This window comes from Aromatoleum buckelii, from assembly GCF_012910785.2.
Taxonomy (GTDB): domain Bacteria; phylum Pseudomonadota; class Gammaproteobacteria; order Burkholderiales; family Rhodocyclaceae; genus Aromatoleum; species Aromatoleum buckelii.
Map to the genome: position 1 here is coordinate 329,870 of NZ_WTVH02000010.1, position 25,344 is coordinate 355,213.

Sequence of the window (25,344 nt, forward strand, 5' to 3'; positions counted from 1 at the left end):
AGAGGCCTGTTCATGACCATCGTGTCGTCGCATGAGTGACGCGGGGGCGTTCGTCGCCCGGACCCCGACCGCTGCCGGACAGGAGCCCAACGTGCTCCTGCAGGCGGTGTCGCGCCCCGAATTGGGCGACATCCTGATCGAGGAGTCGCTGTTCGCGATCGGGCGCAACGAGCTGCCGTTCGCGACGTACGACAAGGAGATCGTCGCCGAGCTGTCGCGCCGCCATGCGCGAGTGTTCCGCGAAGCGGGCGAGCTGTACGTCGCCGACCTTGGCAGCAAGAACGGCACGACCGTCAATGGGGTTGCGGTCGGCGAGAAGCCCGCTGCGCTGCGCGACGGCGACGAAGTCTGTTTCGGCGGCGTGCTGTCGTATCGCGTCCGGCTCGTCGCGCGGGCGAAGAAAGTGCAGCGGGCGGGGACGCTCCTGAGCCTGACGCTGACCCCCGAGCGCGACGACCTGCTGCTCGAACCGCTCGTCATTGCCTCCTTCCCATTCCTGATCAGCAAGATCGACGACGTGATCGCGCGCTACAAGAGCGCATACCCGCACCAGGTCAATTACATTTCGCGTCGCCATGCGCACATTTTCCTGAAAGGCGGCGCGCCGTTCATCGAGGATCTGGGCAGCACGAACGGCACTTTCGTCGGCGGCACGCGTCTCGATGAGCACGCCGTGGAACTGCACGACGGCGACATCGTCGCGTTCGCCGGCAGTCACTTCGTGTACCGCGTGAGCCTGCAACACGAAGCCGAGATCGAGGCCGAGCCGACGCTGACCGGGTTCACCCCTGCCGCCCCCGCTGCAGAAGATGACGCAGGCAACCCGGACAGGACGATGTTCATCGCGGCGCCCGACTCGTTCCTCGACATCTTCTGCATTTCCCCGCCGCCCCAGCCGGACGAAGTCAATGACGAGGCGGCGCACGCCGGCAGCCGGGTGCGGCCGTTGCGGCGCGAGCGCAGCCGCACCGTGCTTTTCGTGCGCGAACTGGGCAAGGCTTTCGCCGGCGGCGACCGCGGCACGGTGAAACGGATGTTGCGCTGGGCCCTTCCCGTCGTCGCGCTGCTCGTCGCGGTCGCGCTCGGCTTCTACCGCGCCGGCAGTGCCGAACGCGAACTCGGGCACCTCGTCACCGCAGGCGACTTTGCACGCGCCGCGGTGGTCGCCGACGCGTACCTCGCGAGCAATCCGGACGATGCGGCGCTGCAGGCGCTCGGCACCGAGGCGCTACTGAAGGCGAAGCTCCCGGAGTGGGTCGGGAGCGTGCAGTCGCACGCGTTCGACCGCGCCGCGGCGCTCGTCGCCGACATGAAAGCGCAGGCCGCGCACAACGCCGACGCGCAGCCGCTGCTCGCCGAGCTCGAGTGGGTCGGCGAGCTCGAGCGGTTCGTCGTCGAGCGCGGCGGCGTAGATGCGCCGATCCGCATCTACGCCGACGAGGAACGGATCGGCACGCTGCTGCAGCGCTGGCACGCCGATACCCGCGCCCACCAGCGCGCGCTCGCCCGCGTCGCCGCGCACGTGCCCGAGTTCAGGGACGTCCATGCCGAAGTGCTGACCCATCTGCGCCGGCTCGAAAGCGACGAGTCGGTGTATCTGGCCGCGATCGAGCGGCTCAACGCGGGCATCGCGGCCGAACTCGATGCCGGCCGCGCTGACACGCTCGGTGCGCTGCTGGACGACTACGCCGAAAAGTACCCGCGGCTCGCCGGCCTCGACGTCGTGCGCAAGGACCTGCGCCAGTTCGTCGAGCTCGACCGCGCGCTGCAGGCGCGCCGCCTCGAGCCGCTGATCGCGCTGCTCGGGAAATTGCATTTTTCCACGCCGCCTTTCCGCCAGCACCTCGAAAAGCTCGGCGAGACGCGACTGCCTTCCGCCGAAGTCGTGCGTCAGCACCAGGCGGCCGCCCGCGCGTGGCATGAAGGCCGGGGCGAAGAGGCGCTTGCTGGCCTGCAGCAGATTTCCACGGGGCCGTGGGCGGAAGTCGCCGCCGCCGAGCTCGCGCGCAAGAAGGCCGTGCTGCAGCAGTTCGGCGCGCTGCAGCAGGCGCGTGACGGCAAAGGCTACGACGAGCGGCTGCTGGCGTTTCACGCATCGCTCGACGAGAGCGAGGATGCCTATTTCATCCGCGCGACCGGGGCCGATGTCGACGCCTACCGCGACCAGGCGCTCGCGCGCGCCAACGGTCTGCTGGTCCGTGCCGCAACGTCGTGGCGCCAGTATCGCAGCGCCGGGGGGATCGGCGGCGAACAGCGGCTCGAATCGGGCATCTCGGGCAGGTTCCGCTCGCAGGCCCGGCTGCTCGCCGAAGCGCAGTCCGCAGCGCGACAGGGCGCGCGGATCCACGAGATGTTGAAAACCGAGATGGACGAGCAAGCGGTTGCGGTCCGCGCCGAAATCGACGCGGAAGCCGAGCTGCAGCGGCAGTCGCTGCAGGAACTTCACAGGGTGCTGGAGCCGGGGCTGCTCAAGGCCAAGCTGGCGCTGATCGGAGAGCAGAGCGATGAAGAGCGAAAATAACCTTAAGCCGCTGACCGAGGCCCTCGAGGATCACAGCGCCGAAGGGATCGCGATCCTGATCGCCGAACCGTCGCGCTTCGGCCTCGCCCTCGTCGCTGCCGTCCTCGGGCTCGTGCTGTCCGCGCTGGTGTGGTCGTTCGTCGGCCGCGCCGACGTGATCGTCACCGCGCACGGCGTGCTCGCGCCCGAGTCGGACGTGCGACGCGTCTATGCGCCGATCGATGGCGAGCTCGCCGACATCTACATGGAAGCGGGGCAGCCGGTGTCGCAGGGGGACGTCCTCGCCCGCCTCAACGCGCGCGGAGCGGTCGAGGCGGCGACGCACGCGCTCGAGGCGCAGCTCAAGCTCGAGGACGCCGAGCGGGAATGGAAGCAGTTTCCTGAACGCAAAGCGCTGCTCGAACGCAAGGTCGCGGCTTTGAAGCAGCAGATCGAAGCGGCGCTGCAACTGCACGAGCGGCGCACCGCGGAAGGCACGACGAAGCTCGCCGAAGCCCAGCGCGCGCAGCTGCAGCAGGCGCGCAGCGAACTCGACAACGCGCGCCGGACGCGCGACAGCGCCCGCCTGGAACTCGACCGCTTCCAGCGGCTGTTGGCGCTGCCGGGCGGCGGCGGGGTGTCGGAACTGGAGGTCGAAGCGAAGAAGAGCGCGTATCTGGCGGCGGAAAACGCGCTGCGCGTCGCGCAGTCGCGGCTCGGCGAACTGGACTTCCGGCTCAGCCAGGAAACCGCGCGGGCGAGCGTCGAGCTCGAAAGCGGCGACCAGGAGCTGACGCGGCTGCGCATCCAGTACGACGCGGCGGCGCGCGAAATCGCGAACGAAGAGGACAAGCTGCGGCTGCAGCTGCAGACCGCGCGGCTCGCGGCGAACGCGGCCGAACGGATCCGCTTCGAGAACATCGACAAGGACAACTTCCTGCTGATCATCGCGCCGGTGTCGGGCGTCATCACCGACGTCGCCTCGACGCAGCCTGGCGACAAGATCCAGGCGAACACGCCGCTCGGCGGCATCGCGCCGAAGGACGCGCGCGCGGTGCTGAAGATGGACATCGCCGAGCGCGACCGCGCGTTCCTGCGCGAAGGCCTGCCGGTGAAGCTCAAGTTCAACGCGTTCCCGTACCAGCGCTACGGCCTCATCGACGGCCGGCTCGAGTTCATCTCGCCGGCGACTTCGCCCGCCGCGCAGAGCAAGGAGCCGGTCTACGAAGGCCACGTGACGCTGTCGCGCGATCACTACGAAGTCGCGGACACGCGCTACCCGGTGCGCTACGGGATGACGGCGACCGCGGAGATCGTCGTCCGCGAGCGCCGCCTCATCGACCTCGCGCTCGATCCGTTCCGCCAGATCAGCGGCTGACCCGATCCTGCGCTTACCAGAAGGAGCACACGAGATGACCGCGATAGTGCGAATCGACGACGAATCCATCGGCACCGGGGAATTCGTCCGCATACTGAAGCTCACCGGGCGCTTCGACAGCCTCATCGACGAGATCGTCCGCGACCGGCTCACCGTCCATGCGGCGAAGAAGCAGGGCGTCGCCGTGTCGGCCGACGAGATCCAGGAGCGCGCCGACCAGTTCCGCCGCGTGCTGGGGCTGCACCGGGCGGCCGACATGAACCATTACCTCGACGCGCGTGGCGTGAGCCTCGACGAGTTCGAGGCGTTCATCACCGACAGCCTGTACCAGGAAAAGATGATGCAGCGCGTCTGCAACGACCAGGCGGTCGAAGAGTACTTCCAGCTCAACTCGCCGAAGTTCGACAGCATCGAGGTCAGCCACATCGTGCTCGAAACCGAAGGCCAGGCGAAGGAGATGATGTCGCTGCTCGAAGAGGACCCGGAGAGCTTCGCCGAGCTCGCGCGCGAGCACTCGATCGCCGACACGCGCGACGACGGCGGCTTCATCGGCAAGGTGATGCGCGGTTCGCTGAAGACCGAAATCGAGGCCAAGGTGTTCAACGCCGCGCCCGGCGACCTGCTCGGACCGTTCGCGGCGCCCGACGGCGCGTTCCACGAGATCTTCCTCGTGAATGCGAAGAACCCGGCGCGGCTCGACGAAGAGACCGCGGCCGAAGTGCGGCGCCTGCTGCGCGAAGGCTGGCTCGCGGCCCGGGCGCAGGAACACGTCATCGAAATGCGCTAGCCCTCTCGAGGTGATCATGTCCACCGACGCCCCACCGAAACTCGATTCTGTCGCCGACTTCCTATCGTCGGTGGAGCTGCTGTCGCCGTTTACGCGCGACGAACTCGATCACCTCGCCGCGCACGCCCAGCCGCGTTTCTTCGCGTTCGGCGAAACCGTCTGCAATGCCGGCGAGCCGGCCGACGGCGTGTTCGTGATCCGCTCCGGTTCGGTGCGGGTGTTCGCCGACGAGCACGGCAAGGAAATCAGCCTCGGCGTGCGCAAGGCGCGCGAGACCGTCGCCGAGATGGCGATGCTGCGCGAGTACCGGCACGAATTCTCGGCGCGCGCGTCGGCGAAGACCGAGCTGCTGCTGATCCCGCGCCAGGCGTTCGAGCCGGTCCTCGCGAAGAACCCGGCGGCGCAGGCGTTCGTCACCAGCTTTGTTGCGATCGGCTCGGCCGGCGGCGTTGTCGCGCGGCTGTTCGATCTGCGCGGCAAAGTCGATCGTGCCGAACTCGAGGAGCTGGTGCGCAGCGTCGGCGTCAAGCGCGTCGCCGCCGGCCGGGAGATCCTCAAGCAGGACGCGCGCGACGACCGTCGCCTGTACGTCGTCCGCCAGGGCGAAGTGCGCCTCGTGCGCACCGAGCAGGGCACCGAGTACCCGCTCGCGACGCTCGGTCACGGCGAGATCTTCGGCGAGAAAGCGTGCCTGATGCGCCAGGAGCAGGTCGCGTCGGTGATCGCGGTCGTCGATACGACGCTGCTGGTGGTCCCGGAAAAATCCGTCCACCAGATCCTCGAGCGCAATCCGAAGCTGCGCGAAGTGCTCGAGGAGCGTATCCGCTTCGTCGAGCGCGAGCTGCAGCGCCAGAAAAAGCTCGCCGAACGGCGCAACCTGCGGGTCATGCTCGACCTGCAGTCGAAGCCGGAGCTCGGCGAGCGGGTGATCCGGCGCTTCCCGCTCGTCGAGCAGGCCGAGGAAATGGACTGCGGCGCGGCGTGCCTGGCGATGATCTGCCGCCACTACGACATTCCGATGACGCTCGGCAAGTTGCGCGAACTCGCGAACGTCACGACGCAGGGCGCGACGCTCGACAGCCTCGCGCGCGCCGGCGAAGCGCTCGGCTTCACGACGCGCGGCGTGCAATGCACGTTCGACGCGCTGCTCGGCTTCGAGCTGCCGTTCATCGTGCACTGGGAGGGCTACCACTACATCGTCGTGTATGGCGTGTCGAAGCGGCAGGTGTGGGTCGCCGATCCGGCCGTCGGCTTCAGGAAGATCGCGATCGAAGAGTTCGAGCGCGGCTGGAGCGGCACCTGCCTGCTGTTCACGCCGGGGCAGAATCTCGCGCAGCTGACGGTGTCGCGTTCGCCGTGGCTGCGCTTCGTCTCGTACCTGCGGCCGTACAAGAAGATCCTCGCGCACCTCGTCATGGCGACTTTCGTCATCCAGGTGCTGGGCATCGTGCCACCGCTGATCATCCAGAACATCCTCGACGGCGTGATCGTGCACGAGAACGTCAGCCTGCTGCACCTCCTGATCGCCGGACTCGTCATCACCAATCTTTTCACGCTGCTGATGTCCGGCATCCGGGCGTTCCTCGCGAACTTCATGGTGCGCAACATGGATTTCGCGATGATGTCGCAGTTCTTCAAGCACACGCTGTCGCTGCCGTTCTCGTTCTTCGCCAAGCGCAAGACCGGCGACATCTTCGCGCGCTTCCAGGAAAACCAGACGATCCGCGCGTTCCTGACCGAATCGACGGTCACGACGGTGCTCAACCTGCTGATGGTGTTCATCTACTTCACGATCCTGTTCCTCTACAACGTCAAGATGACGCTGCTGCTGCTCGCGTTCGTCATCCCGATCATGGCGCTGACGGTGGTCGTGACGCCGAAGATCAAGAACTACGCGCGCGAAGTGTTCACCACGTCGACCGACGCCAAAGCTTTCCTGATGGAAGCACTCGGCGGCGTCGAGACGGTCAAGGGCATGGGTATCGAGCGGCCAGTGCGCCTGAAATGGGAGAAGAAATACGCGAAGGCGCTCGAGGTGCAATACCGCGCGCAGCGCTTCAACGTGCTGGTCGGCATCGCGAGCCAGGTGCTCAGCGCCGCGACGACGATCGCGATCCTGTGGGTCGGCGCCTCGCAGGTGTTGGCGCATCAGCTCACGATCGGCCAGCTCATCGCGTTCAACGCCCTGATGGGCAGCGTGCTCGCGCCGCTGATGGGGCTGGTCGCGCTGTGGAGCCAGGTCAATGACGCAGGGGTCGCGATGGAGCGCCTTGGCGACGTGCTCGACATGGAGCCGGAGCAGCGACCGGAAGAGGCCGCTTCGCGCGTCGTGCTGCCGGACCTGCAAGGTCACATCGCCCTCGAAGGGGTGTATTTCCGCTACGGCGGCGACGAGACGGCGTACGTGCTCGAGAACATCAGCTTCGAGATCAAGCCCGGCGAGCTCGTCGCGATCGTCGGCCGCAGCGGTTCGGGCAAGACGACGCTGGCGAAGCTGCTCGTCGGCTTCTACCCGCCGACCGACGGGCGCATCGTCGTCGATGGCTACGACATGGCGACGATCGACAAGGACTACTACCGCGCGCAGGTCGGCTACGTGATGCAGAGCAACCTGCTGTTCTCAGGCACCATCGCCGAGAACATTGCCAGCGGCGACGAGGCGCCGGACCGGCGGCGCATCGAGGAAGTCGCGCGCATGGCCGACGCCCACGCGTTCATCCGCAAGATGCCGCTGGGCTATGAGCAGATCGTCGGCGAGCGCGGCGTGGGCCTGTCCGGCGGCCAGATCCAGCGCCTGTGCATCGCTCGCGCGCTGTACCACGACCCGCGCCTGCTGGTGTTCGACGAGGCGACTTCCGCGCTCGACACGCAGTCGGAGAGCAACATCATCAGCAACATGCACGACATCCTCGCCGGGCGCACTGCGGTCGTCATCGCCCACCGGCTGTCGACGATCATGCGCGCCGACAAGATCCTCGTGCTGTACGAAGGCTCGATCGTCGAGCAGGGGCGCCACGACGAACTGGTCGATCGGCGCGGCATGTATTACCAACTGGTGCAGAAGCAGCTGGCGGCGGCATGAAGATCCTGACTCCGGGGCTGCGCGGCAGCGCGGTCATTTCGTACGCCGGGCTGCTCGAGAAGATCGAGATCCTGCGCTCGACGCTGCGCTGGGCGCCGACGCTCGCGCGGCCCGAGATCGAGAAGCTCCTGCGCCAGGCCAACGCGGTGCGCGACGAAGTGATGCAGCTGTCGCACAAGGAGCGCTTCGTCGAGGCGGCCGCGGGCGAAAACGTCCGCGTCGAACGCACGCCGGGCGCACGGCGCCGCGCATTGCTCGATCGCAGCTTCGTCTTCGAAGGCGCGTTCGGCGACAACCCGCAGCTGCTCGAGGCGCTCGAAATCGCGGAGAAAGCGGCGCCGACCGACCTGCCGGTCCTCATCGACGGCGAAAGCGGCACCGGCAAGGAGCTGATGGCGAAAGTGATTCATGCCAACGGCTCGCGGTCCGACAAGCCGTACATCTCGGTCAACTGCGGCGCGATCCCCGACAACCTGCTGGAGTCCGAGCTTTTCGGCCACAAGAAGGGCGCGTTCACCGGCGCGGTGAGCGACCGCAAAGGCAAGTTCGAAAGCGCGCACACGGGCACGATCTTCCTCGACGAGATCGGCGAACTGCCGCTGTCCGGGCAAGTGAAGCTGCTGCGGGTGCTCGAATCGCACGAGATCCAGCGCGTCGGCTCCGACGAGCCGATCGCCGTCGACACCCGCATCGTCGCGGCGACGAATCGCAACCTGCGCCGCCTGAGCGAAGAAGGCCGGTTCCGCGAGGACCTGTTCTACCGCCTCGGCGTCATCCACGTGACGCTGCCGCCGCTGCGCGAGCGCAGTGACGAGATCCCGTTGCTGTTCGCGTTCTTCGGCGATGAGGCCGCGGCAGCGCTGAAGCGCCGCCCGGTGCGCATGACGCCGCGGCTGCGCGAGTTCCTGTTGAGCTATCCCTATCCGGGCAACATACGGGAGCTGCGCAACATCATCTACCGCATCTCCTGCCTGGCCGGCGAGACCGCCGATCTGCAGCACCTCCCTGCCGACATCCGCCCCGAGGCCGGGCGACCGGCTCCGGCAAATGCGGCCGCCGCGGTGGCAACCCCAACCGGTGTCGTGGCCACGACCCCGGCCTCGATATCGTTCAGCGATGCAAAACGCGCCGCGAGCGACGAAGCCGAGAAGCTGTTCCTCGAGCGCGGCCTGCAGCAGGTCGGCGGCATCGTCGCGGAGCTTGCGCGGCGCTGCGACATGAACCGTTCGCATCTGCAGACGCTGCTGAAGAAACACGGCCTGCGCTCGAAGGACTTCCGCAACCGGCCGCCGCACGCCGAGGACGACCGTTGAACCGAGGACGACCGTTGAACCACAGTCCGGGCGGCTCGCTGGAACCTTCTCACACCGCCGGGTTGAGCACCGTCATGTCGGAGTCGCAGGAGTCTTCGGCCTGTACGACGATCGCGGTGATGTTGTCGCGCCCGCCGCCCTTGAGCGCGAGCTCGACGAGCGCGTCGGCCGCCTGCGAGCAGTCACCGGCGGCGAGCGCGCTGGCGATGTCCCGCTCGCTCGCGTAATTCGTCAGGCCGTCGCTGCACAGCAGGAAGATGTCGCCGTCGACGACCGGCATCGAACCTTCGTCGAGGTCGAGCGTGTCGAGGGCGCCGACGGCGCGCGTGACGAGGTTCTGCGCGGATGCGAGCGTTTCGCTATCGGCAAGGCCTTGCGCACGCAGCTCTTCGGCATGGCTGTGGTCGCGGCTGAGCAGCATCAGGCGGCCGGCGCGATAGAGATAGATGCGGCTGTCGCCGGCCCACAGGTATGCACAGAACGGTCCGCAGCCGAGCATGACGACAACGGTGCTGCCGATGATCGGCACTTCCCGCATGGCTGCTTCTGCACGCAACTGGCGATTGACAGCCTGCAGGCGCTGCCGCGCTGTCAGGATCAAGGTTCCCAGGTCGGCGCACGGTGAGAGACCGTCGATCGCCGACACGATCATGCGGCTCGCGAGCTCGCCCGCGTCGTGCCCGCCCATGCCGTCGGCGACGACCCACAGGCCGCGCTCGGGCCGGTCGAGGAACGCGTCTTCGTTGACGTCGCGGACCAGACCCACGTGGCAGCGGGCCGCTGAAGTCCAGCGGATCCGGTCGGCAGGGGGCATGAAAGTCTTGCGGCGCTGCGGGGCGCCGGCTATTGATGGCGGTCCGGTGTCGATTCCCGTGCGGGCAGTTGCGACCGCTACGGGAACAGCAGCGTCGGCGCGGCGCGGCGCGGCGCCTGTCCGACCGCAGCGGGACGAAAAACCGTGCGCGGCGTCGCGCGCCCGCCGGGCGTACGTCCGCCCACGCGGGCACCCCCGCTGATTGCCCGCATTGCCTCGCGGTCGAGCGCCATGTTTTCCGGCAAGTCCCTAATAACTATCGTGGCCATGATGGGTTCCTCGAAGTTCGTGGCTGGAATGACGACCGCCCGATGTCCCCAGTATAGGTCACCTGCGCGAGCTGTCCGGAAGGTCATTTTCCGCTCGCACGCAGCGGCAAGGCCTGCGCCGTCCCGGGCTGGAAGGCCGAAGCTGTCACCGCATGCCGCCTAGCCTTTGAAGTTGACGGCGGTCTGGGCCGCGGCGACGTTGATCGCTGCATTGGCAGCGGAATTGTCGATGTCGATCACCTGGATCTGATTGTTGATCTGATCCGCGACGAAGATGTTGTTGGTCTGGTAGAAGTTGGTGACGGCGCCGACGCGGGTCGCGGCATGCCCGATATAAGGGCTTATCCATCCATAGACCCACGACGCGCCTCCCCGGCCCTTGACGGAGGACATTGTCTTGCGGTCCAGGGTGAAGTCGGCCAGCAGGTCCTTGACGGTGATGGCAGCCATATATCCTCCGGTGCAGCTTTTCCCGAATCCGGTGGAAGCCGTGTCGAAGCTTCCACCGGGACCGCGGCGTCAGGCGAGGCCGCGGAAGAGGTCGTTGAAAAGGTTGCGGTTCTTGCTGTCGCTGTCGTTCGAGGCCACTTGCGTCGGCATCGAGTCGACTTGGATGATCACCGGGCCGCTACCGGCAAAGTTTGCACCGTTGGCGACGGCCACCGGCGCGAACATCGACTGGAAGTTCTGCTGCTGGGTCGCATTGGCCTGATCGAAGAAGCCGCCGCGCACGGCGGACATGGACTTGCGATCGAGGGCCTTGTCGAGGGAAAGATCCTTGATGGTGAGAGTCGAATTCATGGTAATTCTCCTGAAACGTAGGTTGGGCAAGCAGGCGTTGATGCGGCGGAAGCCGGCGGAGGCGGTTGTCGCCTCCGCCAGGCTCGTCGCCATTTACCAGTAGTAGTACGGTTGGCCGACCTTGTTCTTGCTGTAGGCGTCGTTCGATGCGTGTTGCGTCGGCTCGGACGTGACCTGCATATTCACCGGGCCGCTGCCGCCGAAGTTGGCGAAGTTCGCGACTTCGACCGGCGCTGTCATTTTCTGGCCGTTCGCCTGCTGGGTGGCATTGGCCTGATCGAAGAAGCCGCCGCGTACCGCGGACATTGCCTTGCGATCGAGCGCCTTGTCGAGGGACAGATCCTTGATGGTCAGAGTCGAGTTCATGATGGTTCTCCTGAAGGGTCGGTGATGGATCGATTCGCTGGGGTCGCTGGTATTACGCGTAGGGGTAGTAGTGCGCGTACCCCATCTTGTTCTTGTTGTCGGCGTCGTTCCACGCGTCCTGGGTCGGCGTGGACGTGACCTGGAAATTCACCGGGCCGCTGCCGCCGAAGTCGGCGCCATTGGCGACTGCCACCGGCGCGAACATTTCCTGGAAATTCCCCTGCTGCGTCGCGTTGGCCTGATTGCCGACACCACCGCGAACCGACGACATGGCTTTGCGGTCGAGGGCTTTGTCGAGGGACAGGTCCTTGATGATCAGGTTGGATTTCATGGTCGTTCTCCTGAGAGCTCTGTTAAGGGTTGGATTTGCATCGAGCACTTTCGCGCGCTCAGCAGACCTATCGCAGAGACCGTGCCAGTTGTCTGTAAATGGTTGGAATTTCTTGCAATATCTTGATAAATAAGCGTTTATTTGAGAGAACGCAGAGATTCTGGGCGCCGGTGCGGCGCGCGTGGACGCGCTGTGATGGTTCCCGCCGAACAGGCTGTCGCAGTCCTGTTTGTTCGTTCGCAACAGCGGCCTTTCGCTTGCGCCGATCCTCCACATCATGTCGTCGCTTCGTGCTCGTTTTCGTCGTCGCCTGAGGCGCAGCGCGCCGTCGTTTCGCCCGGGCGAGGTCGATACGGCGGCTACACGGTGCGCAGCCCCGCTACGGCATTCGGCGATATCGCGCTATTCTTGCGGCCGGTTCTGCCGTGCGGCGGACACCGACCAATACGCCGAAATCCATTGCCACTCGATCCTGAACGCTCCCGCGGCTGTTTGCGCACGGGCGGAGGTTCCCGATGAAGGTCCCTGTTTTCCTCGCTGTCCCGTTGGTTCTGCTGGCGCTGCTGACGGGCTGTTCCGACCCGCCGGTCGCCGACAAGCCGCCGCGCGCGGTGCTCGTGCGCAGTGTCGCCGAGACGTCCGGGTCGATGACGAACGTGAACGTGTATACAGGCGAAGTGCGTTCGCGGTTCGAAACGGATCTCGCGTTCCGCATCGGCGGCAAGATCACCGAGCGACGCGTCGATGTCGGCGCGCGGATACGGCGCGGCGACGTGCTCGCGCGGCTCGACCCGCAGGATGCCCGGCTCGCCGCGAACGCCGCGCGCGCGCAGGTCGTCGCGGCCGAAGCGGACGTTGCGCTCGCGCGCAGCGAGTTCGATCGCAGCAAGAGCCTGCGCGAGAGCAATTTCATCAGCGAATCCGCGCTCGACAGCCGCCGCACTGCGCTGCAGGCGGCGCAGGCGCGGTTGCGCCAGGCGCGCGCCGAAGCGGCAAGCGCCGGCAACCAGACTGAATACGCGACGCTGGTCGCGGACCACGACGGCGTCGTCATTGCGGCGCCTGCCGAGCCGGGCGAAGTCGTTTCGAGCGGCCAGCCGGTGGTGCGCGTTGCACGGCTCGACGAACGCGAGGTACTGATCCACGTGCCGGAGAGCCGTGTCGGTGGACTCGCGGCCGGGGCGAAAGCGGTCGTGCGCTCGTGGTCCGATCCGGACCGCGAGTTCGCGGGGGTGGTGCGCGAGATTGCCCCGTCGGCCGATGCCGCCACGCGCTCGTTCGCAGTGCGGGTCAGCGTCCCGCGCGCGGGCGAAGCGCTCCCGCTCGGAGCGACGGCGAGCGTCGCGTTCGCGTCGGAGGCGGCGGCGCAGACGGTGCTGCCTTTGCCGGCGCTGACCCGCGTCGACGGGCGCGACGTCGTCTGGATCGTCGACGACGCCTCGACGGTGCGCCCGCTCGCAGTCGAAGCGGGGGAGTTTCGCGAGAACGGCGTCGTGATCCGTTCAGGCCTGCCGCCGGGCGCTCGCGTCGTCGTCGCCGGCGTGCATCGCTTGATCGAGGGCGAAACCGTGCGGCCGGTCGACGAAGCCGCCCCCGTCGCGGTGGATGTGAAGCGATGAGCCGCGGCGCCGAAGAGGCGGGCGATCACGGCCGCTTCAACCACGGCCGTTTCAACATCTCGGCGTGGGGTCTGCGCCACCCATCGCTGGTGCTGTACTTCATCGTCGTGCTGACGCTGATCGGGCTTTATTCCTACACCCGGCTCGGTCAGTCCGAAGACCCGCCGTTCACGTTCAAGTTAATGGTCGTGCGCACCGAGTGGCCCGGCGCGAGCGCGCGGGAGGTCGCCGAGCAGGTCACCGACGAGATCGAGAAGAAGCTGCAGGAGGTCGTGCAGGCGGACGACCTCATCAGCTATTCGAAGCCGGGTGAATCGCTGGTGTTCTTCGCCGCGAAGGACTCGACGCCGGCGCACGAGATTCCGGACGTGTGGTACCAGATCCGCAAGAAGATCGGCGACATTCGCCCCTTGCTGCCGCAGGGCGTGATCGGCCCGTTCTTCAATGACGAGTTCGGCGACACTTACGGCAATATCTTCGCGCTCGTCGGCGACGGCCTCGACTACGCGGACCTCAAGCGCTACGCCGAGGCGATCCGCAGCGAATTGCTGCGCGTGCCCGATGTCGCCAAGGTGAGCCTGTTCGGCGAGCAGCCCGAGCGCATCTTCATCGAGCTGTCGAATGCCAAGCTCGCGACGTTCGACGTGTCGCTGCGCGACTTCGTCGATGCGCTGGCCGAGCAGAACGCGCTGACCGGCGCGGGCTTCTTCGAGACCGCTGACGAGCGCGTGTGGCTGCGCCCGTCCGGCGCGTTCGACGATGTCGAGGCGATCGCCGACACGGTGATCCGCGCGCAAGGCCGCGCGTTCCGGCTCGGCGACGTCGCCGAGGTCAAGCGCGGCTTCGCCGACCCGCCGGCCGAGCGCATGCGCTTCATGGGCGAGGACGGGCTCGGGCTCGGCGTGTCGATGCGCGCCGGAGGTGACATCATCACGCTCGGCCGCGGGCTCGACGACGCAGTCGAGCGTATCGGCGCGCAGCTGCCGCTCGGCGTGCGCCTCGAACGGGTCGCCGACCAGCCTCGCACCGTCCAGCGCTCGGTCGGCGAGTTCGTCACCGTGCTCGCCGAGGCGGTCGTCATCGTCATGATCGTCAGCCTGCTGTCGCTCGGTTTTCGCACCGGTGTCGTCGTGCTGATCATCATCCCGGTCGTGCTCGCGATCACGTTCCTGTTCATGAACCTCTTCGGCGTCGGCCTGCACAAGATCTCGCTCGGCGCGCTGATCCTCGCGCTCGGCCTGCTGGTCGACGATGCGATCATCGCCGTCGAGATGATGGCGACGAAAATGGAGGAAGGCTGGGAGCGCGCGAAAGCGGCGAGTTTCGCGTATTTTTCGACCGCGATGCCGATGCTGTCGGGGACGCTCGTGACGGCGGCCGGCTTCCTGCCGATCGCGACCGCGGCGTCGTCGACCGGCGAATACACGCGCTCGATCTTCCAGGTCACGGTCATCGCGCTGCTCGTGTCGTGGGTCGCGGCAGTGCTGTTCGTGCCCTACCTGGGTTTCCACCTGTTGCCGGACTTTCGCGCGCGGCGCACGGAGCCGTCACGGCTCGCGCGCGTCACCGGGCGGCTGTCGCCGCGGCTCGGGCGGTTTTTCGCCGCGCGCGCCGCGTACGGGCACGAGCTGCACGACGAACACGCGATCTACCACACCCCCTTCTACACGCGCTTGCGCGCGCTCGTGAACGGCTGCGTCCGGCATCGCTGGCTCGTCATCGCGCTGACGGTGCTGGCTTTCGCCGGGTCGATCGTCGTCTTCGGACGCTTCGTGCCGCAGCAGTTCTTCCCCGATTCGACGCGGCCCGAACTGCTCGTCGACCTGCGGCTCGCCGAAGGCGTGTCGCACCACGCGACCGATGCGGCGGTGCGGCGCATCGAAGCTTTCCTCGACGAGCAGGAAGGCATCGAAAACTACGTTGCGTGGCTCGGCGGCGGCAGCCCGCGCTTCTACCTGCCGCTCGACCAGGCGCTCGCGCAGACGAACTTCGCGCAGTTCGTCGTCCTCACCGAAAGTCCGGCAGCGCGCGAAGCGGTGCGCACGAAGCTGATCCGGCTCTTCGAGGAAGGGCCGGCCGACGTGCTCGGTGTCGTCAACCGGCTCGAGAACGGTCCGCCGGTCGGTTTCCCGGTGCAATACCGGGTCAGCGGCCAGGACTTCGGCCAGATGCGGCGCATCGCGCACGAAGTCGCGGCGGCGCTGCGCGCGCACCCGGAGTTGTCGAACGTGCATCTCGACTGGGAGGAGCCGTCGAAACAGGTGCGGCTGAAGATCGACCAGGACAAGGCGCGCCTGCTCGGGCTGAGCACGCGCGACATCGCGAACCTGCTCAACACGTCGCTGCAGGGCCTCGCGGTGACGCAGTTCCGCGACGGCACCGAGACGATCGAAGTCGTGCTGCGCGGCGCCGAGTCCGAGCGCGTGCATCTGGGCCTTTTGCCGGACCTCGCGATCCCGACCGCAAACGGCACCAGCGTGTCGCTCGCGCAGGTCGCGACGACCGAATACGGCTTCGAACAGGGGGTGATCTGGCGGCGCGACCGGCTGCCGACTGTCACCGTGCGCGCGAACCTGTACGGGACGGTGCAGCCGGCGAGTGTCGTCGCCGACCTCGCGCCCGCCATCGACGCGTTGCGCGGGAAACTGCCGCTCGGCTACCGCATCGAAGTCGGCGGCTCGGTCGAGGAGAGCGCGAAAGGCGGCAGTTCAGTTGCTGCCGGCATGCCGCTGTTCCTCGTCGTCGTGCTGACCGTGCTGATGCTGCAGCTGCGGAGCTTCTCGCTGGTGTTCATGGTGCTGCTGACGGCGCCACTCGGCCTGATCGGCGTCACCGCGTTCCTGCTGCTGTTCGACAAGCCTTTCGGCTTCGTCGCGATGCTCGGCACGATCGCGCTGTCGGGGATGATCATGAGGAACTCGGTGATCCTCGTCGACCAGATCCGCCAGGACCGCGAAGCCGGGCGCGGCGCGTGGGACGCGGTCGTCGAATCGGCGGTGCGCCGCTTCCGACCGATCATGCTGACTGCCGCCGCGGCGATCCTCGCGATGATCCCGCTGTCGGACAGCGCGTTCTTCGGCCCGATGGCGGTCGCGATCATGGGCGGCCTGACGGTCGCGACGGTGTTGACGGTGCTGTTCCTGCCGGCGCTGTACGCGGCCTGGTACCGCGTCAAACCGGCGCAGGACGAGCGCTCCGGGAGTCCCGCGGCGAACGTCGCGGCGCCGCAAGTGCGCTAGAATGCGAAGGTTTTTCTCATCCGGTCGCGCACTCTATTAGCGTGTGCTAATATTTGCACAGGAAGCCCAAAATGAATTTCGAACAAGCCCGCTTCAATATGGTCGAGCAGCAGATCCGCCCCTGGGATGTGCTGGATCAGGATGTGCTCGATCTGCTGATGGCGGTCAGGCGCGAGGAGTTCGTTCCCGCCGCCTACAAGACGCTCGCTTTTGCCGATATCGAAATCCCGATCGGCTGCGGCCAGTCGATGCTCAAGCCCGTCATCGAAGGCAAGATCCTGCAGGCGCTGCAGGTCAAGCGCTCCGACACGGTGCTCGAAGTCGGCGCCGGTTCCGGCTACTTTGCCGCGCTGCTCGCGGCGTGCTCCGACTGGGTGCGTACGATCGACATCGAGCCCGAACTCGTCAAGCTTGCCGCTGAAAACCTTGCCCGCTACGGCGTCGAGAACGTCATCGTCGAGGACGGCGACGCTGCCGCGGGGTGGAGCAGCCGCGCTCCCTACGACGTCATCGTCATGTCTGGCGGCCTGCCGATGTTGCCACCCGCGCTGCTGGCGCAGCTCAAGGTCGGCGGGCGCCTGTTCGCGTTCGTCGGCGAAGCGCCGGTGATGAAGGCGCGGCTCGTGACCTGTGTCGGCGAAGGGGCGTACGAAAGCGAGGATATTTTCGAAACCGTCGTGCCGATGCTGAAGAACGCGCAGCGCCCCGACGAATTCAGGTTCTGAGCAGCGGCGGCTTCCGCCGACCCGATCGCGGGCGCACGCCACCGCTGCGAGAGTAAGCGAAACTCCACTTTGGAGGATGTGACGATGCGCCAGATGACCGCTCCCGAACTCGCCGACCGGCTTGCCGATGCGTCGCGCGAAAAACCCGTGCTGCTCGACGTGCGCGAGCCGTGGGAATTCGAAACCTGCCACATCGAAGGTTCGCAGCCGATGCCGATGGCGACGGTGCCGGCCCACCTCGGCGAGCTCGACGCCGGCGCCGAGACGGTCGTCATCTGCCACCACGGTGCGCGCAGCGCGCAGGTCGGCATGTTCCTCGAGCGCCAGGGCTTCCGCAACGTCATCAATCTGGCGGGCGGCGTCGCAGCTTGGGCGGCGCAGGTCGATCCGGGCATGGCGCGATACTGAATGAAGCGGAGGATGAAGCCGATGAAGCGGGCGCTGGCAATCTGTGTGGCGAGCCTGATCCCGGCAGCGGCGTGGTCCGCCGATCTGCTCGATGTGTATCGCGACGCACTGGCGAACGACGCCCGCTATGCGGCGGCTCGCGCGCTGTTCGATGCCGGCCAGGAACGGGTCATCCAGGGTCGCGCCGGGCTGCTGCCGGTGGTCGGGGCGTCGGCCGACACGAAGTGGAACGACGTCGATAGCAGCCAGTTCGGCGAGCGGCGCTACAACAGCAACGCGTACGGCGTGCAGCTGACGCAGCCGCTGTTCCGCTGGCAGAACTGGGTGCAGTACAAGCAGGGCGAGCTGCAGACCGCGCTCGCCGGCGTGCAGTTCGGCGAGGCGCGCCAGGACCTGATCCTGCGTGTGTCGCAGGCCTATTTCGATGTCCTGAACGCCCAGGACGTGCTGATCGCGCAGACGCAGCTGCGCACTGCGGCCGCCGAACAGCTCGAGCTCGCGAAGGCGAGCTTCGAAGTCGGCACGGTGACGATCACCGATGTACACGAGGCGCAGTCGCGCTTCGATCTCGCGGTGGCGCAGGAAATCGCCGCACGCAACGATCTCGACGTGCGCCGCCACGCGCTCGCGCAGATCATCGGCAAGGACCCGGAGCCGCTGGCCGGGTTGCGCGGCAGCGTGACGCTGTCGCGGCCGCAGCCGGACAGCATCATGGCCTGGGCGAGCGCCGCGGAGCAGGGCGCTTATGGCGTGCAGGCCCAGCAGGTGTCGCGCGAGATCGCGGCGCGCGAGGTCGAGCTTGCGCGTGCGGGCCACTACCCGACCGTCGATGTCGTCGCGACCTACGGCCACCAGAGCGGGATCAGCAGCGGCAGCAGCAGCAGCAGCAGTTTCGCCGGCTTGGGCGGGCGGACGGAAAGCGATGCGCAGACCGTCGGCCTGCAGTTCAATTTGCCGCTGTTCGCGGGCGGTGCGGTTTCGTCGCGGACGCGTGAAGCGGCGGCGCTGCGAGTCAGGGCCGACGCCGATCTCGAGGAGGCTCGCCGCAACGCCGCGCTCGCCGCGCGCCAGGCTTATCTCGGCGTGACCAGCGGCATGGCGCAAGTGCGCGCGCTCGAAGCCGCGCAGGTGTCGTCGACGTCGGCGCTCGAGGCCAACCGCCTCGGCTATGAAGTCGGCGTACGGATCAACATCGACGTGCTGAATGCGCAAAGCCAGCTCGCCGACACCTTGCGCCAGCTCGCCCGCGCCCGTTACGACACGCTGCTCGCCCAGTTGCGGCTGAAGGCGGCGGCGGGGACGCTCGGCGAAGAAGACGTTCAGGTGATCAACGCGCTGCTCGCCGAGAGCGCGATGAATCTTCCGCCGGCGCAACTCGGGCCGGCCTCGCGTTAGTTAGTCCTCGCTCGCCTCATCGCCGCCCCGGCGGGAGCGGTGCCTTGCCGCAGCCGACCAGCTCCTCGACGATCGCCATCGTTCGTTCGGTCGCCCCCCGATGCGCCGCCGCGAAACCCCGTCCCGCGGCTCCGATCGCTTGGCGGCGTGACGGATCGCGAAGCAGCGCGACCGCCGCTGCCATTCCGGCGCGGGGATCGTCTGCGCGCAGCGCGGCGCCCGCTTCGACCGCTTGATCCGCGACCAGCGCGAAGTTGAACGTATGCGGTCCGAGGACCACCGGGGTGCCGACGGCGCACGCCTCGATCAGGTTCTGCCCGCCGAACGCAAGCCAGCTGCCGCCGAGCAGTGCGACGTCGGCTGCCGCGTAATACGCGAACATTTCCCCCATCGAATCCCCGAGCCAGACCCGCGTGTTGGGGGCGACCGGCCCGTCGTCGGAGCGCCGCTGCAGGCTCAGGCCGCGTGCCCGGACAAGCCCGGCGACTTCGTCGAAACGCTGCGGATGGCGCGGCACGAGCGCGAGCAGCGCGTCGTCCGGGGCGCACGCTGCGAACGCGTCGAGAATCGAAGCCTCTTCCCCTTCACGCGTGCTCGCTGCGAGGATCACCGGGCGGGTACCGAAACGCGCGCGGAAAGCGTCGCCGAGCTGCAGCAGCGATTCGGGCGGAGCGATGTCGAACTTGATGTTGCCGGTTACGTCGACCCGCCCGCCGCCGAGCGCAGCGAGCCGCCGTGCATCGTCGTCGGTCTGCGCCGCGATCGCGTTCAACGCGACGAGCGTGAGCCCGGTCAGCGCCGGCCAGCGCGCATAGCGCGCCGCCGAACGCTCCGACAGGCGCGCGTTCGCGAGCAGCACCGGCACGCGCCGCTTCCGGCACGCTGCGAGCAGGTTCGGCCACAACTCCGTTTCCATGATCAGCCCGACCTGCGGCCGGAAGCGGCGCAGGAAGCGCGCCGACAGAAAGCCGAGGTCATACGGCAGATAAACGCGAAGCACGCGCGGATCGTCGCCGAATAGGGTTTTGGAAGTCGCCCGACCGGTCGGCGTCATGTGCGTCAGCACGACGCTGCGGTCTGGCCAGCGCGCGAGCAGCGCCCGCACCAGGGGCTCGGCGGCGCGCGTCTCGCCGACCGACACCGCGTGCACCCAGAATACCGGGGCCGGCGCGGCAATGCGGTAACGCCCGAAACGTTCGCCGACATGCCGCAGGTATTCCGGCTGCCGCCGCGCGCGCCACAACAGGCGCAGCAGCACGAGCGGCAGCGCGAGAATCCAGAGCAGGGTGTAGGGCAGGCGGGCGAGCATCAAAAAGGTTGAAAAAGGGTCCGAACGGTGCGGCAAGTATAGCGACGTGCGGTGCGAGGCCGCTTTCGTAACCGTAGGTTGCGCAGGCGGCATTACAACCGGGTATGAGATAATCCGCCGCTCGACGTGAACAGGACGGGCCCGACCATGAAAGTTCTCATCACCGGCGCAGCCGGCTTCATCGGCATGCATGTCTGCCAAGTGCTGCTCGGGCGCGGGGACGAGGTCGTCGGCCTGGATAACCTCAATGATTATTACGACCCGCGCCTGAAGGAAGACCGTCTCGCGCGCCTCACGCCGCACCCGAGTTTTCGTTTCGTCAAGCTCGATGTCGCCGGTCGCGACGGCATGGAGCGCCTCTTCGCCGCGGAACGGTTCGACCGCGTCGTCCACCTCGCGGCGCAGGCCGGCGTGCGCTATTCGCTGCAGAACCCGCACGCGTACGTCGACAGCAACGTGGTCGGCTTCATGAACGTCCTCGAAGGCTGCCGCCACAGCCGCGTGCAGCATCTCGTGTATGCGAGCAGCTCGAGCGTCTACGGCGGCAACACGAAAATGCCGTTTTCCGAGCACGACAGCGTCGACCACCCGGTCAGCATCTACGCCGCGACGAAGAAAGCGAACGAGCTGATGGCGCATACCTACAGCCACCTCTACGGCCTGCCGACCACCGGGCTGCGCTTTTTCACCGTCTACGGCCCGTGGGGCCGCCCCGACATGGCGCTGTTCCTGTTCACGCGGGCGATCCTCGAAGGCCGCTCGATCGACGTCTTCAACCACGGGCGGATGATGCGCGACTTCACCTACATCGACGACATCGTCGAAGGCGTCGTCCGCACGCTCGACCGCGTCGCCGAACCCGATCCGGGTTTCGACGCGCTGCAGCCCGACCCCGCCCGCAGCAACGCACCGTACCGCGTATTCAACATCGGCAACCACAATCCGGTCGAGCTGATGGCGTTCATCGAAGCGATCGAGGACGCGATCGGCAGGAAGGCGGAGAAGAATTTCCTGCCGCTGCAGGACGGCGACGTGCCCGCGACATATGCGGATACCGCGGAACTCAACGCCTGGACAGGGTTCGCGCCGGCGACGCCGGTGCCGGAAGGGGTCGCTCGCTTCGTTTCCTGGTATCGCGACTATTACCGCTCCTGAATGACAGCGCGCACCGTTCTCGTCACCGGCGCGACCGGCTTCATCGGCAGCCGGCTCGCGGCGGCGCTCGAGGCGCGGGGTGAACACGTTCGAAGGATGTCGCGGCTGGCATTGCCCGGCCCGTCGGCAGTCCGTGCCGACCTGCTCGACCCGGACGCGCTCGACCGCGCATGCCGCGGCGTCGAACAGATATTCCATTGTGCAGGGCACGCGCACGCCTTCGACTCGCCCAGCGACACTGCCGCCCGCCGCCACCGCGACGTGAATTTCATCGGCACCGCGAACCTCGTCGATGCCGCCGGCCGTCAAGGGGTGCGCGGTTTGGTGTTCCTGTCGAGCGTCAAGGCGATGGGCGCGCCCGGCGCCGCGCTTGTGGATGAAACCTGGGCGGCGCTGCCCGAAACCGCATATGGGCAGGCCAAGCGCGACGCGGAGCATGCCGTGCTCGCCGCCGGCCCGCGCTTCGGCCTGCGAGTGACCAATCTGCGCTTGGCGATGGTGTATGGCTCCGGCAGCCGGGGAAATCTCGAGCGCATGGCGCGCGGCATCTGCGCGGGGTGGTTCCCGCCGCTGCCCGAGACCGGTGCGAAGCGTTCGCTGGTGCATGTCGACGACGTGCTCGCGGCGATGCTGCTGGTCGCGGATGACGCTCGTGCGGCGGGGAAAACCTACATCGTCGCCGATCCGCGCAGCTACTCGGGGCGCGAGCTGTACGACGCGCTGCGTGCGGCACTGGGGCTCGCGCCGGTCCGCTTGCGCTGTCCCACGGGCGTCCTTCGCTTCGGCGGCGAAATCGGCCATTGGCTCGAGAAGCTGCGTCGCCGGCCAGTGCCGCTCGACCGGGCGGCGGTCGAGCGCCTGCTCGGCCCAGAAAGCTATTCGTCGGCGCTGATCGGGCGCGAGCTCGGCTGGCGTGCGCGAGTGTCGCTGCAACAGGGGCTGCAGGAGACCTTCGCAGTGGGCTGCGGGGCGGAGCGGGCGCGATGATCGGAGCGGTCGACCTCCTCGCGCTCGCTGCGGTCGCCGCGACGATCTCGGCGGGAACGATCGCGCTGCGGCTGCGTTTCGCCGACCGCGGCGTCGACCAGCCCGGGCATCGGTCGCTCCATCAGCGGCCGACACCCCACGGCGGCGGGCTCGGCATCGTCGCGGCAACCTTGGCGTGCGGAGCGTGGGCGGGCGCTGCACCGATATGGCTGATCCCGGTGTTCGTCCTCGCCGCGGTGTCGTGGGCGGACGACTGGACCGATCTGCCGTTCTGGCTGCGGCTCGGCGTGCATCTGGCATCGGCCGCGGCTGTTGTATTTTTTCACGGCGCGGGATCGCCGCTGCTCGTCGCGCTGCAGGTCATCGTCATCGCATGGTCGATAAACGCTTACAATTTCATGGACGGCGCCGACGGCCTCGCTGGCAGTATGTCCGCGGTGGGATTCGCCGCTTATGCAATCGGATTCGCACAGGCCGGGCAGCCGGCGCTGGCCAGCCTGTGCATCGCGGTGGCTGCGGCTTCGGCCAGTTTCCTCGTGTTCAACTGGCATCCGGCGCGAATTTTCATGGGCGACGTCGGCGCGATTCCATCGGGTTTTCTGGCCGGGGGCCTGGGTTGGTACGGTCACGACATCGGCGCGTGGCCGCTGTGGTTTGCGCCGCTCGTGTTCGCGCCGTTTCTGTTCGACGCGACCGTGACCCTGGTTCGCCGGGCCGGCAGGGGTGAGCGGGTGTGGCACGCACACCGCGAACATTATTATCAGCGCATGGTGCGCGGCGGGTTCACCCACGGTGCGATGTGCGTGCGTTGGCTGCTCGTCATGCTGTCCGGCGCGTCCCTGGCTGTGGTGATGCTGCTGTTCCTCGATAGGGGCGGATGGGCCGGAGCTGCCGCATGGAGCGCGGTGCTGATCGTCCTCGGGCACCGCATCGACCGGCAATGGGATCGTCATATGGAAACGGAACCCGCAAAATGAACCTGAGCGTGGCGTTGCACTGGCGTTCGCTGGCGGTATTCGGATTCGACCTCGCGGCGGTGGTCGCTGCCTGGTTCGGCGCCTTCATGTTGCGCTTCAATTTCGAGGGGCTGGGGGCATACCAGCCGATCGCAAATTACGGCGCGCTGCTGCTCGTGCCGGTCGAGGCGCTGATCTTTCGCGCGGCCGGGCTGTACCGGGGCATCTGGGTGTTCGCCAGCCTGCCCGACCTGTTGCGCATCGGTCGCGCGGTGGGACTCAGCATGGTGGTGATCGCGCTCGGCGCCGTGTTCCTCGCCCCCGAGCCACCGCTGCCGCGCTCGCTGCTGCTGATCTATCCGCTGCTGCTGGTGGCGATCATGGGCGGCGGGCGCGCCGCTTACCGTGTTTTCAAGGAGCACCGGGAGTTCGGCGCGCTGCGTGGCGTCGGCAAACCCGTCCTGGTGCTGGGGGCCGGCCGCGAGGCGATGAACCTGATCCAGGAATTGCGCCGCTCGCGCGAGTGGCATGTGGTGGGGCTGCTCGATGACGATCGGTTGAAACGGCATCGCGAGGTGTGCGGTGTGCGGGTGCTGGGGCCGGTGGGCGAGATCGCCGAGTGCGCGGACGCGCTGCGGGTCCGCCACGCGATCATCGCCATGCCGGGCGCCAATGCCGAACGTCATCGCCATGTGGCCAACCTGTGCGTGCGCGCGGGCGTGCGGGTGTTCATCCTGCCCGCGATCGAGCAGCTGATCGCCGGGCACGACACGCTGTCGCAGATGCGCAGCCTCGACCTCGAGGATCTGCTCGGGCGCGAGCCGGTCGAGATCGACACTCCGCAGGTGCGCGAGATGCTCGCAGGGCGGGTGGCGATGGTGACCGGCGCGGGCGGCTCGATCGGCGCCGAACTGTGCCGGCAGATCGCGCGCTTCGGGCCGGCCCAGATCATTGCGTTCGAACTGAACGAGTTCGCGCTGTACACGCTCAGCGAGGAGTTCGCCGAGGAGTTTCCGGAAATCGGCCTCGTCGCGATCGCCGGCGACGTCAAGGATCGCCGCCGGGTCATGGAAATCCTCGAACGCCATGCGCCGGCGGTGGTGTTCCACGCCGCAGCCTACAAGCACGTGCCGCTGATGGAAGAGCACAACGCGTGGCAGGCGGTGCGCAACAACGTCCTCGGCACGTGGATCCTCGCGCAGGCGTCGGCGGCGGTCGGCGTCGAGCGATTCGTCCTCGTGTCCACCGACAAGGCGGTCAACCCGACCAACGTGATGGGGGCGAGCAAGCGCCTGGCGGAGATCATCTGCCAGGAAATGCAGCGCCAGTCGCGCCGCACGCGTTTCGAGATGGTCCGCTTCGGCAACGTGCTCGGCAGCGCCGGCAGCGTCATCCCGAAGTTCCAGGCGCAGATCGAACGCGGCGGGCCGGTCACCGTCACGCATCCGGAGATCACGCGCTACTTCATGGCGATCCACGAAGCGGCGCAGCTCGTGCTGCAGGCGGCCGCAATGGGCGAGGGGGGCGAGATCTTCGTCCTCGACATGGGGCAGCCGGTCAAGGTGCTCGAACTCGCGCGCGACATGATCCGCCTGTCCGGCAAGAGCGAGAGCGAAGTCCCGATCGTGTTCACCGGCCTGCGCCCGGGGGAAAAGCTGTTCGAGGAAGTCCTCGCGCACAGCGAACGCACCCGCCCGACGCATCACTCCAAGCTGCGTGTCGCTCGCGCCTCGTTGCCGGACGGCTTCGAAATGGCCGAGATGCTGCAGTGGGTGCGCTCCGGCAACACCCGCAGCGACGACGAGGTGCGGCGCGTGCTGCGGCGCTGGGTTCCGGAATATGCCCCGTATAATCCCCCGAAGCCTTTCCTCGTGGCAGCGAAAATGGCACGCGAAGCATGTTGAGGTAAG

General features: G+C 67.3%; 21 protein-coding genes. 14 read left to right on the plus strand and 7 right to left on the minus strand.

Annotated elements, in window-relative coordinates:
* The first annotated feature begins 31 nt into the window (after positions 1–31).
* Genes GO608_RS12215 through GO608_RS12235 form a run of 5 tightly spaced genes read left to right on the plus strand, consistent with a single transcriptional unit; the run spans position 32 to position 9,060 of the window.
* Positions 32–2,521: an FHA domain-containing protein gene (locus GO608_RS12215; RefSeq protein WP_169199349.1), complete on the plus strand. Its 2,490-nt coding sequence runs from the start codon at positions 32–34 to the stop codon at positions 2,519–2,521.
* Positions 2,505–3,878 carry a beta-barrel domain-containing protein gene (locus tag GO608_RS12220; RefSeq protein ID WP_169199348.1) on the plus strand — a complete coding sequence of 458 codons (1,374 nt, stop codon included), beginning with the start codon at positions 2,505–2,507 and terminating at the stop codon, positions 3,876–3,878. The genes GO608_RS12215 and GO608_RS12220 overlap by 17 nt, the downstream gene beginning before the upstream one ends.
* Before the next feature lie 34 nt (positions 3,879–3,912).
* On the plus strand, positions 3,913–4,665 hold the full coding sequence (locus tag GO608_RS12225) for a peptidylprolyl isomerase (protein WP_169199347.1): 753 nt from the start codon (positions 3,913–3,915) through the stop codon (positions 4,663–4,665).
* Between the two features lie 16 nt (positions 4,666–4,681).
* A complete protein-coding gene (locus tag GO608_RS12230; protein ID WP_169199346.1) occupies positions 4,682–7,747 on the plus strand; it encodes a peptidase domain-containing ABC transporter in 3,066 nt (1,021 codons plus the stop codon).
* Positions 7,744–9,060, plus strand: a complete 1,317-nt coding sequence (locus GO608_RS12235; protein WP_169199345.1) for a sigma-54 interaction domain-containing protein — start codon at positions 7,744–7,746, stop codon at positions 9,058–9,060. The genes GO608_RS12230 and GO608_RS12235 overlap by 4 nt, the downstream gene beginning before the upstream one ends.
* Positions 9,061–9,109: 49 nt before the next feature.
* Here the strand turns inward: GO608_RS12235 and GO608_RS12240 are convergent, their stop codons facing one another.
* The 6 genes from GO608_RS12240 to GO608_RS12265 form a co-directional block, all read right to left on the minus strand.
* Positions 9,110–9,874 carry a PP2C family protein-serine/threonine phosphatase gene (locus tag GO608_RS12240; RefSeq protein ID WP_169199344.1) on the minus strand — a complete coding sequence of 255 codons (765 nt, stop codon included), beginning with the start codon at positions 9,872–9,874 and terminating at the stop codon, positions 9,110–9,112.
* A 77-nt stretch (positions 9,875–9,951) separates the two neighbouring features.
* Positions 9,952–10,143: a hypothetical protein gene (locus GO608_RS12245; protein ID WP_169199343.1), complete on the minus strand. Its 192-nt coding sequence runs from the start codon at positions 10,141–10,143 to the stop codon at positions 9,952–9,954.
* Positions 10,144–10,302: 159 nt separating this feature from the next.
* Positions 10,303–10,593 (minus strand): hypothetical protein, encoded by a 291-nt coding sequence (locus tag GO608_RS12250; RefSeq protein WP_169199342.1) that lies wholly within the window; start codon positions 10,591–10,593, stop codon positions 10,303–10,305.
* A 69-nt stretch (positions 10,594–10,662) separates the two neighbouring features.
* The gene (locus tag GO608_RS12255) at positions 10,663–10,944 is read right to left on the minus strand and encodes a hypothetical protein (protein WP_247003104.1); all 282 of its coding nucleotides are present in this window, start codon (positions 10,942–10,944) and stop codon (positions 10,663–10,665) included.
* A gap of 93 nt (positions 10,945–11,037) precedes the next feature.
* Positions 11,038–11,310 (minus strand): hypothetical protein, encoded by a 273-nt coding sequence (locus tag GO608_RS12260; RefSeq protein ID WP_169199312.1) that lies wholly within the window; start codon positions 11,308–11,310, stop codon positions 11,038–11,040.
* A gap of 52 nt (positions 11,311–11,362) precedes the next feature.
* Positions 11,363–11,641 carry a hypothetical protein gene (locus GO608_RS12265; protein WP_169199341.1) on the minus strand — a complete coding sequence of 93 codons (279 nt, stop codon included), beginning with the start codon at positions 11,639–11,641 and terminating at the stop codon, positions 11,363–11,365.
* A gap of 515 nt (positions 11,642–12,156) precedes the next feature.
* Between GO608_RS12265 and GO608_RS12270 the strand changes: the two genes are divergently transcribed.
* The 5 genes from GO608_RS12270 (at position 12,157) to GO608_RS12290 (ending at position 19,027) form a co-directional block, all read left to right on the plus strand.
* Positions 12,157–13,260, plus strand: a complete 1,104-nt coding sequence (locus tag GO608_RS12270; RefSeq protein ID WP_169199340.1) for an efflux RND transporter periplasmic adaptor subunit — start codon at positions 12,157–12,159, stop codon at positions 13,258–13,260.
* The gene (locus tag GO608_RS12275) at positions 13,257–16,499 is read left to right on the plus strand and encodes an efflux RND transporter permease subunit (protein WP_169199339.1); all 3,243 of its coding nucleotides are present in this window, start codon (positions 13,257–13,259) and stop codon (positions 16,497–16,499) included. The genes GO608_RS12270 and GO608_RS12275 overlap by 4 nt, the downstream gene beginning before the upstream one ends.
* A gap of 71 nt (positions 16,500–16,570) precedes the next feature.
* Positions 16,571–17,224, plus strand: a complete 654-nt coding sequence (locus GO608_RS12280; RefSeq protein WP_169199338.1) for a protein-L-isoaspartate O-methyltransferase family protein — start codon at positions 16,571–16,573, stop codon at positions 17,222–17,224.
* Positions 17,225–17,308: 84 nt separating this feature from the next.
* Positions 17,309–17,632 (plus strand): rhodanese-like domain-containing protein, encoded by a 324-nt coding sequence (locus tag GO608_RS12285; RefSeq protein WP_169199337.1) that lies wholly within the window; start codon positions 17,309–17,311, stop codon positions 17,630–17,632.
* Between the two features lie 21 nt (positions 17,633–17,653).
* Positions 17,654–19,027 (plus strand): TolC family outer membrane protein, encoded by a 1,374-nt coding sequence (locus tag GO608_RS12290; protein ID WP_169199367.1) that lies wholly within the window; start codon positions 17,654–17,656, stop codon positions 19,025–19,027.
* A 16-nt stretch (positions 19,028–19,043) separates the two neighbouring features.
* On the opposite strand, the gene waaA is transcribed toward GO608_RS12290, so the two are convergent.
* The gene (waaA, locus tag GO608_RS12295; protein ID WP_169199336.1) at positions 19,044–20,336 is read right to left on the minus strand and encodes a lipid IV(A) 3-deoxy-D-manno-octulosonic acid transferase; all 1,293 of its coding nucleotides are present in this window, start codon (positions 20,334–20,336) and stop codon (positions 19,044–19,046) included.
* A gap of 147 nt (positions 20,337–20,483) precedes the next feature.
* On the opposite strand from waaA, the gene GO608_RS12300 reads away from it, so the two are divergent.
* The 4 genes from GO608_RS12300 to GO608_RS12315 are packed head-to-tail and all read left to right on the plus strand — an operon-like array spanning position 20,484 to position 25,338.
* The gene (locus GO608_RS12300; protein WP_169199335.1) at positions 20,484–21,491 is read left to right on the plus strand and encodes an NAD-dependent epimerase; all 1,008 of its coding nucleotides are present in this window, start codon (positions 20,484–20,486) and stop codon (positions 21,489–21,491) included.
* Positions 21,492–22,478, plus strand: coding sequence for a UDP-glucose 4-epimerase family protein (locus tag GO608_RS12305; protein ID WP_169199334.1), 987 nt, complete (start codon positions 21,492–21,494; stop codon positions 22,476–22,478).
* Positions 22,475–23,455 (plus strand): MraY family glycosyltransferase, encoded by a 981-nt coding sequence (locus GO608_RS12310; protein WP_169199333.1) that lies wholly within the window; start codon positions 22,475–22,477, stop codon positions 23,453–23,455. Before GO608_RS12305 ends, GO608_RS12310 begins: the two co-directional genes overlap by 4 nt.
* A complete protein-coding gene (locus tag GO608_RS12315; protein ID WP_169199332.1) occupies positions 23,452–25,338 on the plus strand; it encodes a polysaccharide biosynthesis protein in 1,887 nt (628 codons plus the stop codon). The genes GO608_RS12310 and GO608_RS12315 overlap by 4 nt, the downstream gene beginning before the upstream one ends.
* The last annotated feature ends 6 nt before the right edge of the window (positions 25,339–25,344 follow it).

Coding starts and splice junctions, on each gene's coding strand:
- GO608_RS12215 (WP_169199349.1), top strand. CDS start 32: ATGAGTGACGCGGGGGCGTTCGTCGCCCGGACCCCGACCGCTGCCGGA.
- GO608_RS12220 (WP_169199348.1), top strand. CDS start 2,505: ATGAAGAGCGAAAATAACCTTAAGCCGCTGACCGAGGCCCTCGAGGAT.
- GO608_RS12225 (WP_169199347.1), top strand. CDS start 3,913: ATGACCGCGATAGTGCGAATCGACGACGAATCCATCGGCACCGGGGAA.
- GO608_RS12230 (WP_169199346.1), top strand. CDS start 4,682: ATGTCCACCGACGCCCCACCGAAACTCGATTCTGTCGCCGACTTCCTA.
- GO608_RS12235 (WP_169199345.1), top strand. CDS start 7,744: ATGAAGATCCTGACTCCGGGGCTGCGCGGCAGCGCGGTCATTTCGTAC.
- GO608_RS12240 (WP_169199344.1), bottom strand. CDS start 9,874: ATGCCCCCTGCCGACCGGATCCGCTGGACTTCAGCGGCCCGCTGCCAC.
- GO608_RS12245 (WP_169199343.1), bottom strand. CDS start 10,143: ATGGCCACGATAGTTATTAGGGACTTGCCGGAAAACATGGCGCTCGAC.
- GO608_RS12250 (WP_169199342.1), bottom strand. CDS start 10,593: ATGGCTGCCATCACCGTCAAGGACCTGCTGGCCGACTTCACCCTGGAC.
- GO608_RS12255 (WP_247003104.1), bottom strand. CDS start 10,944: ATGAATTCGACTCTCACCATCAAGGATCTTTCCCTCGACAAGGCCCTC.
- GO608_RS12260 (WP_169199312.1), bottom strand. CDS start 11,310: ATGAACTCGACTCTGACCATCAAGGATCTGTCCCTCGACAAGGCGCTC.
- GO608_RS12265 (WP_169199341.1), bottom strand. CDS start 11,641: ATGAAATCCAACCTGATCATCAAGGACCTGTCCCTCGACAAAGCCCTC.
- GO608_RS12270 (WP_169199340.1), top strand. CDS start 12,157: ATGAAGGTCCCTGTTTTCCTCGCTGTCCCGTTGGTTCTGCTGGCGCTG.
- GO608_RS12275 (WP_169199339.1), top strand. CDS start 13,257: ATGAGCCGCGGCGCCGAAGAGGCGGGCGATCACGGCCGCTTCAACCAC.
- GO608_RS12280 (WP_169199338.1), top strand. CDS start 16,571: ATGAATTTCGAACAAGCCCGCTTCAATATGGTCGAGCAGCAGATCCGC.
- GO608_RS12285 (WP_169199337.1), top strand. CDS start 17,309: ATGCGCCAGATGACCGCTCCCGAACTCGCCGACCGGCTTGCCGATGCG.
- GO608_RS12290 (WP_169199367.1), top strand. CDS start 17,654: ATGAAGCGGGCGCTGGCAATCTGTGTGGCGAGCCTGATCCCGGCAGCG.
- waaA (WP_169199336.1), bottom strand. CDS start 20,336: ATGCTCGCCCGCCTGCCCTACACCCTGCTCTGGATTCTCGCGCTGCCG.
- GO608_RS12300 (WP_169199335.1), top strand. CDS start 20,484: ATGAAAGTTCTCATCACCGGCGCAGCCGGCTTCATCGGCATGCATGTC.
- GO608_RS12305 (WP_169199334.1), top strand. CDS start 21,492: ATGACAGCGCGCACCGTTCTCGTCACCGGCGCGACCGGCTTCATCGGC.
- GO608_RS12310 (WP_169199333.1), top strand. CDS start 22,475: ATGATCGGAGCGGTCGACCTCCTCGCGCTCGCTGCGGTCGCCGCGACG.
- GO608_RS12315 (WP_169199332.1), top strand. CDS start 23,452: ATGAACCTGAGCGTGGCGTTGCACTGGCGTTCGCTGGCGGTATTCGGA.